We start from the raw sequence: 16,325 nt of genomic DNA, 5'->3' as shown, positions 1-16,325 counted from the left end.
ATTATTTAAATTAATCCATGCCGAGTGCATTTTTATAAAGTTGGATGATAGCTTCTTCTTCGCTACGTTCATGATCTTCTTTTTTGCGCAGTCGTATAATGTGGCGCACGGCTTTACTGTCAAAGCCAGATCCTTTAAGTTCCGTATAAACGTCTTTAATATCGTCGGAAATTGCTTTTTTTTCTTCTTCTAATCGTTCAATACGTTCAATAAAAGCGCGCAATTGATTGGCGGATACGGCTTGTGTTTCATCGGCTAGAGTGCTCATTATATTTTTCTCCAAGGTGTGTGTTATAAATTAACTCTTTGAATAATAAACTCTTACATTAAGGGTGCCTGATACATTAGGGGTGCCTGAAGAGTGGGAAAAAAGTCAATCGTTTCACTTTTTTACAAATTCGCTTTAAATAGTGTGAATGAAAAAATATATGCGTGAATAAAGAGAAGATAAGCTTATACATGGATAAAGAGAAGATAAAAAAGAAATAAAATAAAAATATGATAAATCACACTTTAAAGCTGCAGTATTTTGAAGAAAAAAGAAAAGAAGGGATGAATGTTTTATTGTAAGGACTGTTTTTGTAAAATTGGGCTTAAAAATGTCAAAAAGCACAAAAGTATATTTGGACAAGGAAGGCATAAAAAGTTGAAGGTTTTTCTGTTAAACGTTCTTCTTTTGTTCTTATTTACCGGATATGTAAAAGCTGATTTTCGGGTTTGTAATATGACTCAAAAAACAGTGGGTATTGCCCTTGGCTATCGCACACTTTCAGACTGGGTGAGTGAAGGCTGGTGGGTTATTCCACCTACAGTGTGTAAATCCCTGATTGATGGGCCGCTTTCATCACGGTTTTATTATTTATATGCAGAAGATGCACAAAAAAAAGGCAGTTGGGTTGGTTCTATAACAATGTGTGTGAAGGATAGCAAATTTGTTATTGAGGGTGTTCATGATTGTTTTGCGAGGGGGTTTCAAAAGGCTACATTTGAAGAAATTGATACAGGTAATCAAACCAGTTGGATGGTCCAGTTAACTGATAAGCCTTTTTTGAATAATTCAACTTCAAAGTCTCCTAATACTTTAGGGGGGTTAGGGGAGGGTTCACCATGAAACGTGCACGTAACATTAAAATCATTGCTACACTTGGTCCCTCTTCTTTTTCAGTATCAATGATTGAAAAGCTTTTTAAAGCTGGAGCGGATGTTTTTCGGATTAATATGAGCCACACAGATCATGCGACAATGCGTGATGTGGTTGAGCGTATACGGGCTGTTGAAAAGGCGGTTTGTCGGCCTATTGGCATTTTAGCAGATCTGCAAGGGCCGAAATTACGAATCGGGCGTTTTGAAAATGGCAAAGAGAATTTGGTTATTGGGCAGCGTTTTACGTTAGATAATAAAGATGTGCTTGGTGATGCACGGCGTGTTTTTTTACCCCATAGGGAAGTTTTAGCGGCTGTTAAACCCGGTGATCGTTTATTGCTGGATGATGGGAAGCTTGAACTTTTGGCTGAAGCTTGTGATGGTGCTTCTATTGAGTGCCGTGTGATTGCTGGAACACATATTTCTGATCGCAAGGGGATTAATCTTCCTGATACGGTTTTGCCTTGTGGGACGATGACATCAAAAGACCATGCTGATCTTATGGCTGTTTTAGAACAGTCAGTTGATTGGGTGGCACTTTCTTTTATCCAACACCCGGAAGATATTTTATCGGTTCAAAAGCTAACGCAAGGCAAAGTATCCTTGATGGCTAAGATCGAAAAACCTCAGGCTTTAGAGCATATAGAAGACATTATTGATGTTTCTGATAGTCTTATGATTGCACGGGGAGATCTTGGGGTGGAAGTGCCTTTAGAACAAGTGCCATCTCTTCAGATGAAGATTATCAAAGCGTGCCGTTTGGCAGGAAAGCCTGTGGTTGTTGCAACGCAGATGCTTGAATCAATGATTACGGCGCCTGTACCAACACGGGCAGAAGTTTCTGATGTGGCTACAGCTGTTTATGCTGGTGTTGATGCGGTGATGTTATCGGCAGAATCAGCTTCTGGTCTTTACCCTGAAGAGGCTGTGGGCATGATGGACCGTATTGCAAAGCAGGTTGAGAGTGATCACACCTATGCTACAATGGTTAATGCGCAGCGCCCCAAACCAGAAGCAACAGGGCCAGATGCGATTTCTTTTGCAGCCCGTCAGATAGCTGAAACACTGCAGTTAGAAGCTATTGTTGCCTATACTGCTTCAGGTGCAACAGGTGTGCGTACATCACGTGAACGCCCAAACAGACCTATCATTGCTTTATCGCCGATTGTTAAGACAGCGCGGCGGTTAGCTTTGGTTTGGGGGCTTCATTGTGTGGTTAGTGAGGATGCGCATGATTTAGATGATATGGTTCATCGTGCAGCTGCAATTGCCTTTCAGGAAGGCTTTTGTCAGGCGGGTGATCGGTTTATTGTGATTGCTGGAGTTCCCTTTGGAACGCCTGGTGCAACAAATTTATTGCGTATTGCTTCTTGTTGTTTAAACAATTCAAAAAGTGTTTGACCCTTTTAAAGGGTGTTTTAAAAAAGGTGCTCAAAGAAGCCTGTTGAACAGATGCATACTCTTAACTTTTAGCAAAAAGCTTGAAAGCTGTAAGGCTTAGAAAATGTGTGGTTTGTGCTTTGAGTGTTTGCAAGCTTTGACATTTAAGTGATATTTAAATGATTATTTGACATTTGAATGATTTTTTGGACGCATGAAAACCTTATGCCTTATGCTTTTTGCTGTTATTTTAAGAGGGTGTGAGATTAGCCTCATCGTCTTGCAAGAGTAATTGATTGGTCAGCTTTTCAATACGCTCAGTTGTTTCGTGCACAATTTTGCTTAAGGTTTGGTCTCGTTCAGAGTTTTGTTGTAAGAGAGTTGCGTAGCTTTCTTGCAATTTTTTATTTTCTCGTTTTATTTCTTCCATTTCATCGATAATCATAATGCCGGCCATAACGGATAAGCGATGATCACCGATTTCCCCAAAATCATTTTTCAGGTGTGTGATATATTGATCTAATTGGGCAGCAAGCTGCTGAAGGTGGCTTTCTTGCCCTTTATCGCAAGCCATACGATAAATTTTGCCATCAATAGTGACAGAAACAGTTTCCATGGTTTAAACCTTTACCTGTCAAGTACAACACGAATTGTTTCCATAGCACGAATCAACCGTTTGGAAACCTCTTTATTGGTTATCTCTAGCCGCTCTGCATGGGCTTCTGATTTATCAAGTTCTTGAGCAAGGCGGCTACGATCAGCGTTCATTTGTTGAATTTCTGCTTCCCATTCATTGTGTTTGTCGATAAGAGTATGCTGATTGGTAATGGCAGCCTCTAAGTTTCTGAGTGCTTTTTCTAGTTGCTTTAAAGCTTGTGGCAGAATATCAGTCTCTTGGTTCATAGTGATTATATCCTTTAACTTTAAGCCTTTTTATAAAGACGAATCACTCATTCTCTTTTGTTGCATGCATTTTATTGTGAAAGATAAAGAATATTTTGGCAAGAAAAACAGGATGTTGATATTAATTAAAAACTGGATTTTTAAACACTGTTGGCATAAATGTTATAAGCATAATTGGCATGCATGTTAGGGCATAGTTTAAGGGCGTAAAAACGTAAAATTAGAGGCATAAAAAGTGTAAGAAAGAAAATAGAAAGACGTAATTACAAGACATATACAGCAAAGTATATACGTATTATAAAATGTCTTCAAGTTGTGGAAAAATAACAAATTAAAAAAATGGTCGATCATTCATGACAAATACTGAACAACAAAATCAAATGGCCAATGCTATTCGCTTTCTTGCTATTGATGCGATTGAAAAAGCACAGTCTGGTCATCCTGGCTTGCCAATGGGGGCGGCTGATATTGCGACAGTTCTTTACACAAAATTTTTAGTGCATGACCCAAAAAACCCTCGTTGGCCCAACCGCGATCGCTTTGTTTTATCAGCCGGGCATGGGTCAATGTTGCTTTATGCTTTAATGTATCTTTCAGGCTATGAAGATATCTCTCTTGATGATATCCGCAATTTTCGCCAAATGGGTTCTAAAATTGCTGGGCATCCAGAATATGGTCATGGTGCAGGAGTTGAGACAACCACTGGGCCACTTGGGCAGGGGCTTGCTAATGCTGTTGGGATGGCATTGGGTGAGCGTTTATTAAACGCACGTTTTGGTGATTTGATCAATCATTATACTTATGTTTTGGTTGGCGATGGGTGTTTAATGGAAGGTATAGCCCAAGAAGCAATTTCGCTTGCTGGTCATTTAAAACTAAATAAGCTGATTGTATTTTGGGATGATAATGATATATCGATCGATGGGGCTATCTCTCTTACAGATAGTACAGACCAAGTGGCACGTTTTAAAGCGTGTGGTTGGAATACCATTAAGGTCAATGGGCATAATCAAAGTGCATTGGCACGAGCCATTGAGACGGCGAAAACTTCTGATAAACCCACTCTTATTGCGTGTAAAACAATTATTGGTTTTGGGGCACCTCGTAAAGGGGGGACTAATAAGGTTCATGGGTCACCTTTGGGGGCAGAAGAAATTGCTGCAACCCGTAAAGCTTTAGGTTGGGCACAAGAGCCTTTTGTTGTCCCTTCTGATATTCTTGACAGTTGGCGTTTGGCAGGTCTTAGTGCTGCAAAAAAGCGCAAAAAATGGGAAGCACAGCTTTCTGCTTTACCTGTGTCAAAGCGGGCTGAATTTGAACGGTTGATGCGTGGCGATCTTGTAAGTAGCTTTGAGAGTGTGCTTGATGAATATAAAAAGCAATTGGTTTTAGATTGTCCGCATGTTGCAACGCGTAAAGCTTCTGAAATGGCTCTTGAAGTCATTAACGGGGTGGTTGTTGAAACCATTGGTGGTTCTGCTGATTTAACTGGTTCCAACTGTACAAAAACAAGCCAGATGAAAAGCATTACTGCTGAGGATTTTTCAGGTCGTTATTTGCACTATGGTATTCGCGAGCACGCAATGGGTGCGGTGATGAATGGCCTTGCTCTTTATGGAGGGTTCATTCCTTATGGTGGGACTTTTTTATGTTTTTCTGACTATATGCGCCCTGCCATGCGTTTGTCTTCCTTAATGGGGTTGCGGGTAATTTATGTGATGACCCATGATTCCATCGGTCTTGGTGAGGATGGGCCAACTCATCAGCCAGTAGAGCATTTGGCTTCTTTGCGCGCACTTCCTAATCATTTTGTTTTCAGGCCTGCTGATGCTGTGGAAACGGTGGAATGTTGGCAATTGGCTTTGAGGGCATGTAAGACGCCTTCTACTTTGGCTTTGAGCAGGCAAAATTTACCACTTTTGCGCCGGGATTATAAAGAAGACAATTTATGTATGCTTGGTGCTTATGAATTACTCATGGCAAGTGATACGGCTCAAGTTACTCTTTTTGCTTCAGGTTCAGAAGTGGAAATTATTGTAGAAGCGCATGCTATTTTAGAAGAAAAGGGTATTCCAACGCGTGTGGTTTCTGTCCCTTGTTTTGAGCTGTTTTTTGAACAATCTGCTGCCTATCAAAATGCTTTAATTGGCGATGCTCCCCTTAAAATTGCTGTTGAGGCAGCCATTCGGCAAGGATGGGATTATTTTATTGGTAGTGATGGTGTATTTATTGGTATGGAAGGATTTGGTGCAAGTGCACCGATGGACGATCTTTATATGCATTTTGGGATTACATGTGAAAATGTAGTTGCTGTTGTTGAAGAAAGATTGAAACAAATCAATGAGGGAAAAATCAAATGAGTATTCGCGTTGCAATTAATGGATTTGGTCGTATTGGGCGTTCTATCTTGCGTGCTATTGTTGAAAGTGGACGCAAAGATATTGAGGTTGTTGCGATCAATGATTTAGGTTCTGTGGAAACCAATGCCCATTTATTACGCTATGATTCGGTGCACGGGCGTTTTGGTGCACCTGTTAAGGTGGTGGGTGATACACTTGATGTTGGGTATGGTTTGATTCAGGTAACAGCACAGCGTGACCCGGCGCATTTACCTTGGAAGGATTTGGGTATTGATGTTGCCCTGGAATGTACAGGTTTTTTTACCGAGCGCGATAAAGCCAGTGCCCACTTGGTGGCGGGTGCAAAGCGTGTTCTTATTTCTGCACCTTCTAATGATGCTGATTTGACTGTGGTGTATGGGGTTAACCACCAGATTTTAAGTAAAGAACATCAGGTGGTGTCGAATGCTTCTTGTACAACCAATTGTTTGGCACCTGTTGCGCAAGTGCTCCACAAGGTTGTTGGCATTGAAAAGGGCTTTATGACGACAATCCATTCCTATACGGGTGATCAACCTGTTTTAGATACAATGCACCGTGATCTTTACCGTTCTCGTGCTGCTGCTCTTTCTATGATCCCTACATCAACGGGGGCTGCTAAGGCAGTGGGATTGGTTTTGCCGGAATTAAAAGGTCTCCTAGATGGTGTGGCCATTCGTGTTCCAACGCCTAATGTTTCTGTTGTTGATTTGACCTTTACAGCTCAGCGTTCCACAACTGTTGAAGAGATTAATGCTGCCATTTGTGAGGCTGCGCAAGGCCAGCTTAAGGGCATTTTAGATTATACAGAAGAAAAACTTGTCAGCAGTGATTTTAATCATAATCCGCATTCAGCCATTGTTCAAGCTGAGCAAACTAAAGTTGTTGATGGTAAGCTTTGCCGGGTTCTTGTTTGGTATGATAATGAATGGGGCTTTTCAAACCGCATGGCTGATACTGCTGTGGCTTTTGCCAAAACCTTGTAAAAAAGAGGACTAAAAGAGGAGCTTTGGTTTCTTTTTAATGGGCATGCTAGCGAGAGTTTTCTTTGTGCAGCAAGCTTCATGAAATTTCTTTTAAAAAAGAAGAGTCTTTTTTAAAAAGAATAGAGATGAACATTTGTTTTTTACTCTTGGACTTAAAGAGAAGTATTGCTGTTTAATTGAGAGGTTTCAAAAAGAGATATGTGGATTGCGAGAACTTTTTGGATAAAAGAGTTAAGCTAAAACAATTGGTGAAAAGAATCAAAAAGAGGGAGAAATAATGGGGTTTCGGACAATTGATGAGGCTGATGTTGCAGGAAAATGTGTGCTGGTACGGGTGGACTTTAACGTTCCGATGTTGCAGGGAAAAGTATGTGATGAGACACGTCTTAAGCGACATAAAGAAACGCTGGTTGAACTGCAAAAGCGCGGTGCTAAGATTATACTGATTTCCCATTGTGGTCGCCCTAAAGGGCAAAAGGTTCCAGAGCTTTCGCTTCGTCCTGTTGCGCAGGCTCTTTCCAAAATTATGGGGCAGGAAGTTTCTTTTTTAGACAAATGTTTTGGTCTTGAGGTGCGTTCTGCTGTTCAAGCCTTAAAAGAGGGTGAGATTCTGCTTCTTGAAAATCTGCGTTTTCATCAAGATGAAGAGGACAATGATGATGCTTTTGCTGAAGCTTTAGCATGCAGTGCTGACATTTATGTGAATGATGCTTTTTCTGTTTCTCACCGTGCTCATGCCTCAACAGAGGGGATTACGCATTTTTTGCCTTCTTATGCAGGGTGTTCTTTGCAACGCGAATTGCATGCTTTAGAACAAGGGCTTGGTGACCCGACGTATCCGCTAGCGGCTGTTGTGGGTGGTGCTAAGGTTTCAAGTAAGCTTTTTGTGCTCAATCATTTGGTTCAAAAGGTCAATGCTTTGGTGATTGGTGGCGGTATGGCTAATAGTTTTTTAGCAGCACAAGGCTATGCTATTGGTAAATCACTTTATGAGCACACTTTAATGGAAACGGTTGAAGAAATTATTGAAAAAGCGCACGAATATGACTGTGAGCTTGTTTTACCGGTGGATGTGGTGGTTGGATTGCGTTGTGAAAAAAATACCCCGCATCGTCAGTGTGATCTTGAGGATATCTCTGATAATGAGATGATTTTGGATATTGGCCCGCGTTCTATTGCCCAGATTAATGAGATGATTGATACTGCTGCAACTGTTGTGTGGAATGGGCCGCTTGGTGTTTTTGAGGTTTCCCCCTTTGATCAGGGGACGATTGCAGTTGCACGCCACGTTGCAAAATGTACTCAACAAGGTAAGTTAGTGTCAATTGCTGGGGGTGGTGATACAGTTTTTGCGCTCAACCATGCGGGTGTTGCGGATGATTTTACTTATCTTTCGACCGCTGGAGGGGCTTTTTTGGAATGGATGGAAGGAAAAAGCCTTCCTGGTGTTTTGGCTTTAATGCAGGCTTGAGTAAGTTATGCATATATGATGGCTTATGGGAAGCTTTCTGATGAGCTATTGTTGTTGATTGTTGTTGAGAAAAATTGGGAAAAAAGAGGAGCTTTTTATGAAAGAACGTCTTGAAGATATAGCGCTTTCTTTGGTCAGTGCAGGAAAAGGTATTTTGGCTGCAGATGAAAGCAATGCGACAATTGGTAAACGGTTTGAATCAATTGGTTTGGAAGCAAATGAGGATCATCGCCGGGCTTATCGTGAAATGCTTTTTACTGCAAAGGACGCTATGAAATGCGCTATTTCTGGTGTGATTTTATTTGATGAAACCATTCGTCAAAAAGCATCCTCTGGTCGAATGTTGACCGACCTTATTCGAGATGTTGGTGCATTGCCAGGTATTAAGGTTGATACAGGTGCTAAGCCTTTGGCAGCTTTTCCTCATGAGACGATTACAGAAGGGTTAGATGGCCTTCGGGAACGTTTGAAGGACTATTTTACTTTAGGAGCACGTTTTGCCAAATGGCGTGCGGTGATTGCTATTGATGAGTATTCTTTGCCAACAAGAGGAGCAATACGCCAAAATGCGCAAGCTTTGGCACGTTATGCTGCTTTATGCCAGGAGGCAGGTCTTGTGCCAATTGTGGAGCCAGAGGTGCTGATGGATGGCCAGTCGCGCCAGCATTCAATTGCGCGCTGCTTTGAGGTAACGCAAGCGGTTTTAAAGACAGTATTTACAGAATTATTCGAGGCACGCGTCGTACTTGAGGGTATGATTTTAAAACCCAATATGGTGATTGATGGGAAAGATGCGCGTAAAGCTTGTGTTGAAGAAGTGGCTGAAAAAACTCTTTGTGTTCTCAAACAGACTGTTCCTGCTGCTGTTCCAGGAATTGCTTTTCTTTCAGGGGGCCAGTCAGATGAAGAAGCCACGGCTCATTTATCTGCTATGAATGCTTCAGGCTCGTGGCCTTGGACATTGACTTTTTCTTATGGTCGTGCGTTGCAATCTGCTGCTTTGAAGACATGGGGTGGAAAACAGGACAATGTTGCAGCTGCACAAAAGGCTTTTTATCACCGTGCACGGATGAACCATCTGGCAGCTTTAGGACAATGGACAAAAGAGCACGAACATTCTTGTGCTTGACCATTTATGTGGGCAAAGCGCGATTATCGTGAAAGTAGCCAGTTGTTGTCGACGCGTTGACGTTGACTCGTGATGCATCATCATGATCGGGATTGGGTTTTGCCCTTAAGGTGCATCTGTTTGTATCATGTGGGAGAGGCTGTGGTGGATGGTGTTGAAGTGAAGGCTTTTCAAGTGTGCCTATAGGTGGGGATGCGTGCATAGGGTGGATGCATGAGGTGTGGAAGCCTAATAGGGTGGAAGCTATGGACATGGGGTGAAAATGTGTGGTGGAATGGCACATAAGAGATGCGATATGTAGGGTGGTTGTGGTGTATTGGGGTGGGGGTGTATGTATAGAGTGGGTGTGGTGATCGTGAGAATGGCCAGTTGTTGTTGAGGCGTTAATTGCGTGCATTATCATGATCAGGGGTTGTTTGCCCTTAAAGCGCATCTGTTTGTATCATGTGGGAGAGGTTGTGATGGTATTGAAGTGAAGGCTTTTTAAGCGTGCCCACGGGTGGAGATGCATGCATAAGATGGATGCATGGGGTGTGGAAGCTTACATAGGCAGAAACCATGGACATGGGGTGAAAACATGCGGTGGATGGTGCATAAGAGATGCGATATGTAGGGTGGTTGTGGTGTATAGAGTGGATGGCCTGATGCGTAAGGTGTGGGGGCGATTATAGGTGGATGCGGTGATCGTGAGAATGGCCAGTTGTTGTCTGACGCGTTGACTCGTGTGCACCGATCATGATCAGGGTTGGTTTTTTCTCTTAAGGTGCATCTGTTTGTATCATGTGGGAGAGGCTGTGGTGGATGGTGTTGAAGTGAAGGCTTTTCAAGTGTGCCTATAGGTAGGGATGCGTGCATAGGGTGGATGTATGGGGTGTGGAAGTTTGTGGGGTGGAAGTTATGGCCATGGTGTGAAAATGTGCGCTGGATGGCGCATAAGAGATGCAATATGTAGAGTGGTTGTGGTGTATTGGGGTGGGGGTGGTGATAGGTAGATGCGGTGATTGAGAGAGTGGCGGTTTTAGATTAGAGTGGGGGCGGTTTCATTATAGTTTGTGGAAGATTAATAAAGCGCCATTACAAGATAGGTGTGTGTTGGTTGGTTTTTTGTTTATTTGCTATATGAATGCACAGTAAGTAAGGCTGACCATGCTGGGTCAGAGGCATCATGGGGGGTTGGTAATTGGCGTTCATTGCGCCCAGTAATATCAATTGTGTAAATTTTTGTTCCTACACCCGCATTTTGACGAAAGAACATGAGCACACGACCATTGGGTGCCCAAGTGGGCCCTTCATTATGAAAACCTGTGGTTAAAAGCCGTTCGCCTTGCCCATCGGGGTGCATAACACCAATGGAGAATTGTCCCTGAAATTGCTTTGTAAAAGCGATATAGTCACCGCGCGGTGACCAAACGGGGGTGGAATAGTTGCCTTCATTAAAAGAAATACGGTAAGGGTTAGTGCCATCGGCATTCATGACATAAATTTGTGGTGTACCATCGCGGTCGGATGAAAAGACGATCTGTTTGCCATCAGGTGAATAAGAGGCTGAGGTATCAATGGCTTTAGTTGTGGTTAAGCGCGTCATGGTGCGTGTGCGCAGATCCATTGTGTAAAGGTTTGCGCTGCCATTATTTTGTAATAAACTCATAATTACTTTTTGCCCATCTGGCGAAAAACGAGGGGCAATTGTCATATTGTCAAAAGTTCCAATTAATTCTCTTTGCCCCATTTCAATTTGCTGAAGATACACATGAGGTGTTTTATTCTTATCATATGCCATATAGGTAATTTCTTGCCTATTGGGTGAGAAACGAGGTGTGAGGACTAATTCGCTCCCATCGGAAAGATAGGTTAGGTTTGCACCATCTTGATCCATAATGGCTAAGCGTTTAACTCGTGCATCGCGCGGGCCTGTTTCATCAACAAAAACAATGCGTGTATCAAAATAGCCACGTTCGCCTGTCATTTTACTGTAGATTTCATCTGCAACCATATGCGCAACGCGTCGCCAGTGTTCTGGGGTTGTATAAAATCGCCGCCCTTTGATTTGGCGGTTGCCAAAGACATCCCATAGACGAAAGTCAACTCTCAGCCGTCCACTTGCTTCTCTATTAACATGCCCGGTGACCAACCCTTGAATATTGGTATGCTGCCATTCGAGAAAGCGTGGTTGACTGTCGGGATTGATGATTGTTTCAGGAAAAGATGCTTTATTTAGTAGTGAAAAAAGTCCAGACCGTTCAAGATCTGCTGCAACGACAGCAGCAATTTTCAGCCCTATTGAATCGTTGGATATGAAATCTGTTATTGCGACCGAGATGGGGTTAAAATCAGCGCTCGAAATAGTCCCCTTCAGTTGTGCGTGGGCTGATGAAAAACTGGAAAGCCATACACTTATGGTAACAATTAACCACGAAAAAAGAGTGTATCTCATTCCTGTCATGCTGGATTTATCCTTTCTTTTAAGAGAGACAAGATCTTCATATTATACGGGTTTTCTCTTTTTAAGAGCTTTCTCTTAAGATTATAGAATTTTTTCTTGTTATAGAACTTTCTCTTGAAGGGGATCAACATTAAAATCAAAACCTTGCCCCCATAAGTTATATTGGTCGCGCGGGAGATCTGGGTAGGGTTGGCATGCAAAAACGGCGGCATATACTTGTTGAACCATGACGGCTTGTTGGCTTTCATCACCTTTTAGGGGTTCAATGATGGGTGTGCCTATAATCATTCCATTACGGTTTAATTGAAACTGCAAACGCACAACTGGACGGTTATTTAAATTTCCACCAATAGCAACAAGTTTAAGCTTTTTTTGAATGCATGCGCCCGCAAGATTGACAAGGGTTTGTGCCATTTTTGTGGTGTCGCCAATATCTTTTCGCGCCCCTTGAGATTCTTGTTCTTTAGAGCGTTTTGCTCCACCTCCTTGTGTGCGTGCACGATTGATCAGATTGCTTTCATCCATTGCTAAGATATCTTCAATGGTTTGTTCACCTTTTTTTGGAGAAGATTGTGCGCTTTGGGAGGAAGCGTGTTTGGTGGGTTTTGGCTTCATTTTTGTCGTTGGACGAGGGACATTTGTTGGTAGCTGAACGGTGGTTGGCTGTGGTTTATTTTCAGGTTCTGTTGGAACAGGTATTTCTGGTGTTTGTTGTTCTTCTGGCAGTGTTATATTTTCATTTTTTGGTGTTTCTTCAGTGGTTTTTGAGGTAGTTTCTGGCGTTGTTTGTGGAGGGGTTTGTGTTTTTATTTCTTGTTTTTCTGGTGTTGTAAGGGATTGGGCTTGTGTTTCAGATGCATCTTTTTCACCAAAAGAGAGAGGTGTTGTCTCAACATTTTTATTTTGTAGTTTTTCTTTTGGCTTTAAGGGGGCTTTAGTGTCGAGTTTTCCATCACCTATGTGGTGTGCATCTTCTTTTTCTTGTGGCCGCGTGGTTGGTTTTGGTGCTGGGCGTTCGTTAAATGGCGCATTTTCTGAGCCTTGTGCACTTGCAAGCTCTTGATCAAGAGGGGCTAAGGTGATGGGAATGGCCTCTAATTGGTGTTGAGGAAAAGAGGTGGGATGTGTCAAATGTATTCCACCCCAGATGAGAATGGCTATATGGGCTGCAAGTGAGAAAGCTAAGCTTTTTTTCATGCTATGATGAGAACTTATATTCATCTTCTTTAAGCCTTAGCCTTTTTCTACTGTTGATCGACTGTTGTATGATACTATTATGGTACTGTTGTATGGTTTTATGTGCGCCTTTTGCCGATCATCTAGTTCTTTATGATATTATGGTTTTATTGCGCTAAACTAGCCAAAGCAACTTGCGAAAAACCGGCCTTTTGAATATTTGCGAGAAGTTGTAAAACTTTTTCATATTCAACAGTTTTGGCAGCGCGCACAAAAATGCGTTGGTTTTGCAATGTTTGATCGGTTGATAGCTGCTCTTTTAATTTTGCAATCAATGCTTGTGATGTAGAGTAATAGTCTTGATTGATTGCAAAACGCCCTTGTGCATCAAGCGAAACCGTTAGGGGGGGGCGGTCTGTTTGCACTGGTCCTGCTTGGCTTTGGGGTAAATCAAGAGGAACACCATTGACCAAAAGGGGCGCAGAAACCATAAAAATAATCAGTAAAACGAGCATAACATCTACAAAAGGCGTGATGTTAATTTCGCTGATTAAATGACTTTGCGAGCGACGGCGTTTTCGTGTGTTTTTCTGAGAAGGAGAAGCAAGAGAAAGTGCCATTGAAAACCACCTATTGTAATGAGTTTGAGGTTATTTTCTCATCAATTTGCCGTGACATAATCGTTGAAAATTCATCAGCAAAGCCTTCTATATGCGTTATGATTTGAGTGCTTTCATGCATGAGTTTGTTATAAGCAATCACCGCTGGGATGGCAGCTAACAGGCCAATTGCTGTTGCTAAAAGAGCCTCTGCAATGCCTGGTGCTACCACTGCAAGGGATGTATTTTGAGAAGCCGAAATTGAAAGAAATGAATTCATAATTCCAACAACCGTTCCAAATAAACCAATAAAGGGGGCTGCTGATCCAAGTGTGGCTAAAAAGCCTAATTTTGATTCTATTTTTGCACTCTCACGCCCTAAGGCTAGATCCATAGCTTTTTCAATTCTGCTTTGTAAATTCAATGATGGTTGAACCCCTTTGGTAAGAGATTTTTTCCATTCCGTCATTGCTGCTATAAAAACAACACAGATGCTGTTGGTATGCTGATTTTGATAGGTTACATAAAGCTCTTCTAAAGATTTGCCTGACCAAAAAGTTTGCTCAAACTGTTTGATGTCATAGCGTATTTTTCGGTAAGTGAATATTTTATCGATAATGATTGCCCAACTCCATACTGATGCAAGAATAAGCCCAATCATGACAGCTTTGACAACCCAATTGGCTTGCATAAACAAACTCCACATTCCAAGGGTATCTGGAGAGGCCAGTTCTATGTGCGCCATGGTATCGTTCCTTTAAATGAAAGATTTATGTATAAAATCTCATTAAAGCATATTGTTTTATAGTTTCTAAATTTGACAAAACAAAGTTTTAAGTTCCTAAACAAAAAGATATTCAAGCAGAAAAAACGCTTAAAACCGGCTTATTTTGCCCCTTTATTTTAAAAATAAGGCAGTTTCATTTTGAAACAAGTGTGGAAGAAAAAAGATCTTTGGGTAAACGGCGTGGTTTTCCTGCTTGATTCATAATGGCAAGCGTTACTTTTGCTTCAGCTAACAGGGTGTTGTCACGCATGATTTGTTGATTCATGAAAAAACGTGCCCCTTGAACACACTCTAGTCGTGTTTTAACCGTTAAGAGATCATCAATATGTGCAGGGCGGGAATAAGTAATGTCTATGCGATGCACGACAAAAAATAGTTTTTCTCCTGTGCTTGATGCAAATCGTGCGCCTGATGCTAACTGTGTGTTGTTGCACCCTATGTTTCGCAAGAACTCTGAGCGCCCGCGCTCAAAAAATTCCAAATAACGCGCATGATACACGACACCAGAAAAATCGGTATCTGCAACATAAACTCTTGTGGGGAGGTCATGAACATAAGCTAAACTACCACTGCTTTGATTGGGTGAAGTGTTGTTGACACAAGTATTGTTGGCGTGAAGATTATGAGTGTGAGGATTATGAGTGCGAGGATTGTTAGTGTGAGAATTGTTGGTATGGGGGATGTCGGCGTGGGGGATATTGGGGAGCGTGTTATGAGGGTGAGGGGTATTGGGGAGCGTATTGCTGGTGCCAGTATTGTTGGGGTGGTTATGAGCGTGAGGGTTGGTTGTGTGCGTGTTATTGGTGGTGGTTTTAGTCATCTTCTTTTTCCCATAGAGTGGGTTGTGTTGAGGAATGATCTTGTGTGTCAGCTGATGGGGTAGATTTTTGTGAGGCTGCTGGTTCAGGGGGACAAAGCCCTAAATGTGCCCAAGCTTTTTCTGTAATAATTCGCCCGCGAGCGGTACGCTGAATAAAACCTTGTTGCAGCAAATAAGGTTCAATAATATCTTCAATGGCATCACGTGGCTCTGAGAGAGCAGCCGCAATTGTTTCAATGCCAACGGGGCCACCTAGAAAAGTTTGTGCAATGAGGATCAAGTAGCGCCTGTCTAGAGGGTCAAGGCCGAGGTGGTCAACCTCAAGGCGCGAGAGGGCTTCATCTGCAATGAAGCGGTCAATTTTTTCTGCACCTTTAACCAGAGCAAAGTCACAAACCCGGCGCAACAGTCTTCCTGCAATACGCGGGGTTCCACGTGCACGACATGCAATTTCATGGGCGCCATCATCGCTTATCTGGACTGAAAAGAGGCGGGCATTACGCTTAACGATATATTCTAATTCTTCTATGGTATAAAAACTTAACCGGATGGGAATGCCAAAACGATCCCTTAAAGGGGTGGTCAATAACCCTAAACGGGTGGTTGCTGCCACTAAGGTAAATTTAGCAAGCTCAATTTTGACTGAACGTGCTGCTGGCCCCTCACCAATGATGAGATCAAGTTGATAATCTTCCATTGCTGGGTAAAGAATTTCTTCAATGGCTGGATTTAAACGGTGAATTTCGTCAATAAACAAAACATCACGTTCTTCTAAGTTGGTTAAAAGGGCTGCTAAATCACCTGCTTTGGCGATGACTGGCCCTGATGTTGAACGAAAATTAACGCCTAATTCCTTAGCCATAATTTGCGAAAGTGTTGTTTTTCCCAACCCTGGCGGCCCTACAAATAAAACGTGATCTAAAGCTTCTTGGCGCGCTTTTGCTGCTTCAATAAATATTTTTAAGTTTGCACGTGCTGCTTCTTGACCAATAAAATCATCAAGGACTTGTGGCCTTAAGGAACGGTCTGGGTCATTGGGAAGGGGTATGGCACCAAGAAGGCGTTGGCTTTCATCTTTACGCATTGTTACCTTGTATATATGTTACCTTG

Annotated in this window: 16 protein-coding genes and 1 pseudogene; 7 read left to right on the top strand and 10 right to left on the bottom strand. The window is 42.3% G+C overall.

Features of this window, described 5'->3' with window-relative positions; genetic code table 11:
* Positions 1-10: 10 nt before the first annotated feature.
* Complete coding sequence (locus BscR1v2_RS06940; RefSeq protein WP_010704350.1) at positions 11-268, bottom strand: DUF2312 domain-containing protein; 258 nt, start codon at positions 266-268, stop codon at positions 11-13.
* A gap of 288 nt (positions 269-556) precedes the next feature.
* Here BscR1v2_RS06940 and BscR1v2_RS06935 point away from each other — a divergent pair, with 288 nt between their 5' ends.
* Positions 557-1,111, top strand: a complete 555-nt coding sequence (locus tag BscR1v2_RS06935) for a DUF1036 domain-containing protein (protein WP_078690199.1) — start codon at positions 557-559, stop codon at positions 1,109-1,111.
* Positions 1,108-2,544: a pyruvate kinase gene (gene pyk / locus BscR1v2_RS06930; protein WP_010704348.1), complete on the top strand. Its 1,437-nt coding sequence runs from the start codon at positions 1,108-1,110 to the stop codon at positions 2,542-2,544. The genes BscR1v2_RS06935 and pyk overlap by 4 nt, the downstream gene beginning before the upstream one ends.
* Positions 2,545-2,773: 229 nt before the next feature.
* Here the strand turns inward: pyk and BscR1v2_RS06925 are convergent, their stop codons facing one another.
* Both BscR1v2_RS06925 and BscR1v2_RS06920 read right to left on the bottom strand, forming a co-directional pair.
* Positions 2,774-3,139 (bottom strand): cell division protein ZapA, encoded by a 366-nt coding sequence (locus tag BscR1v2_RS06925; RefSeq protein WP_010704347.1) that lies wholly within the window; start codon positions 3,137-3,139, stop codon positions 2,774-2,776.
* A gap of 11 nt (positions 3,140-3,150) precedes the next feature.
* On the bottom strand, positions 3,151-3,426 hold the full coding sequence (locus BscR1v2_RS06920) for a DUF4164 domain-containing protein (protein ID WP_078690198.1): 276 nt from the start codon (positions 3,424-3,426) through the stop codon (positions 3,151-3,153).
* A gap of 353 nt (positions 3,427-3,779) precedes the next feature.
* Here BscR1v2_RS06920 and tkt point away from each other — a divergent pair, with 353 nt between their 5' ends.
* The 4 genes from tkt to BscR1v2_RS06900 all read left to right on the top strand — a co-directional run bounded on the left by tkt (position 3,780) and on the right by BscR1v2_RS06900 (position 9,390).
* Positions 3,780-5,786 carry a transketolase gene (gene tkt, locus BscR1v2_RS06915; RefSeq protein WP_078690197.1) on the top strand — a complete coding sequence of 669 codons (2,007 nt, stop codon included), beginning with the start codon at positions 3,780-3,782 and terminating at the stop codon, positions 5,784-5,786.
* Positions 5,783-6,790 (top strand): type I glyceraldehyde-3-phosphate dehydrogenase, encoded by a 1,008-nt coding sequence (gene gap / locus BscR1v2_RS06910; RefSeq protein ID WP_078690196.1) that lies wholly within the window; start codon positions 5,783-5,785, stop codon positions 6,788-6,790. Before tkt ends, gap begins: the two co-directional genes overlap by 4 nt.
* Before the next feature lie 277 nt (positions 6,791-7,067).
* Positions 7,068-8,261 (top strand): phosphoglycerate kinase, encoded by a 1,194-nt coding sequence (locus BscR1v2_RS06905; RefSeq protein ID WP_078690195.1) that lies wholly within the window; start codon positions 7,068-7,070, stop codon positions 8,259-8,261.
* A 97-nt stretch (positions 8,262-8,358) separates the two neighbouring features.
* Complete coding sequence (locus tag BscR1v2_RS06900; RefSeq protein WP_078690194.1) at positions 8,359-9,390, top strand: class I fructose-bisphosphate aldolase; 1,032 nt, start codon at positions 8,359-8,361, stop codon at positions 9,388-9,390.
* 4 nt (positions 9,391-9,394) lie between these two features.
* On the opposite strand, the gene BscR1v2_RS08155 is transcribed toward BscR1v2_RS06900, so the two are convergent.
* The 6 genes and pseudogenes from BscR1v2_RS08155 to ybgC form a co-directional block, all read right to left on the bottom strand.
* Complete coding sequence (locus BscR1v2_RS08155) at positions 9,395-9,592, bottom strand: hypothetical protein (protein ID WP_153302016.1); 198 nt, start codon at positions 9,590-9,592, stop codon at positions 9,395-9,397.
* 906 nt (positions 9,593-10,498) lie between these two features.
* Positions 10,499-11,833 (bottom strand): Tol-Pal system beta propeller repeat protein TolB, encoded by a 1,335-nt coding sequence (gene tolB, locus BscR1v2_RS06895; RefSeq protein WP_078690193.1) that lies wholly within the window; start codon positions 11,831-11,833, stop codon positions 10,499-10,501.
* A gap of 99 nt (positions 11,834-11,932) precedes the next feature.
* Positions 11,933-13,054, bottom strand: coding sequence for a cell envelope biogenesis protein TolA (locus BscR1v2_RS06890; RefSeq protein ID WP_078690192.1), 1,122 nt, complete (start codon positions 13,052-13,054; stop codon positions 11,933-11,935).
* A gap of 122 nt (positions 13,055-13,176) precedes the next feature.
* Complete coding sequence (gene tolR / locus BscR1v2_RS06885; protein ID WP_078690191.1) at positions 13,177-13,629, bottom strand: protein TolR; 453 nt, start codon at positions 13,627-13,629, stop codon at positions 13,177-13,179.
* 10 nt (positions 13,630-13,639) lie between these two features.
* Positions 13,640-14,353 carry a protein TolQ gene (gene tolQ / locus BscR1v2_RS06880; protein WP_078690190.1) on the bottom strand — a complete coding sequence of 238 codons (714 nt, stop codon included), beginning with the start codon at positions 14,351-14,353 and terminating at the stop codon, positions 13,640-13,642.
* Positions 14,354-14,528: 175 nt separating this feature from the next.
* Positions 14,529-14,945 (bottom strand): annotated as a pseudogene (ybgC, locus tag BscR1v2_RS08385) (tol-pal system-associated acyl-CoA thioesterase); the annotation flags it as partial.
* Positions 14,946-15,017: 72 nt separating this feature from the next.
* Here ybgC and BscR1v2_RS08380 point away from each other — a divergent pair.
* Positions 15,018-15,278 carry a hypothetical protein gene (locus tag BscR1v2_RS08380; protein WP_236829029.1) on the top strand — a complete coding sequence of 87 codons (261 nt, stop codon included), beginning with the start codon at positions 15,018-15,020 and terminating at the stop codon, positions 15,276-15,278.
* On the opposite strand, the gene ruvB is transcribed toward BscR1v2_RS08380, so the two are convergent.
* Positions 15,208-16,299, bottom strand: coding sequence for a Holliday junction branch migration DNA helicase RuvB (gene ruvB / locus BscR1v2_RS06870; protein WP_078690188.1), 1,092 nt, complete (start codon positions 16,297-16,299; stop codon positions 15,208-15,210). The genes BscR1v2_RS08380 and ruvB overlap by 71 nt on opposite strands.
* Positions 16,300-16,325: the final 26 nt, after the last annotated feature.

This window comes from Bartonella schoenbuchensis R1 (genome assembly GCF_002022685.1).
Taxonomy (GTDB): domain Bacteria; phylum Pseudomonadota; class Alphaproteobacteria; order Rhizobiales; family Rhizobiaceae; genus Bartonella; species Bartonella schoenbuchensis.
The sequence above is the reverse complement of the archived record's forward strand: the minus strand, read 5'-3'. Positions and strand labels throughout refer to the sequence as shown.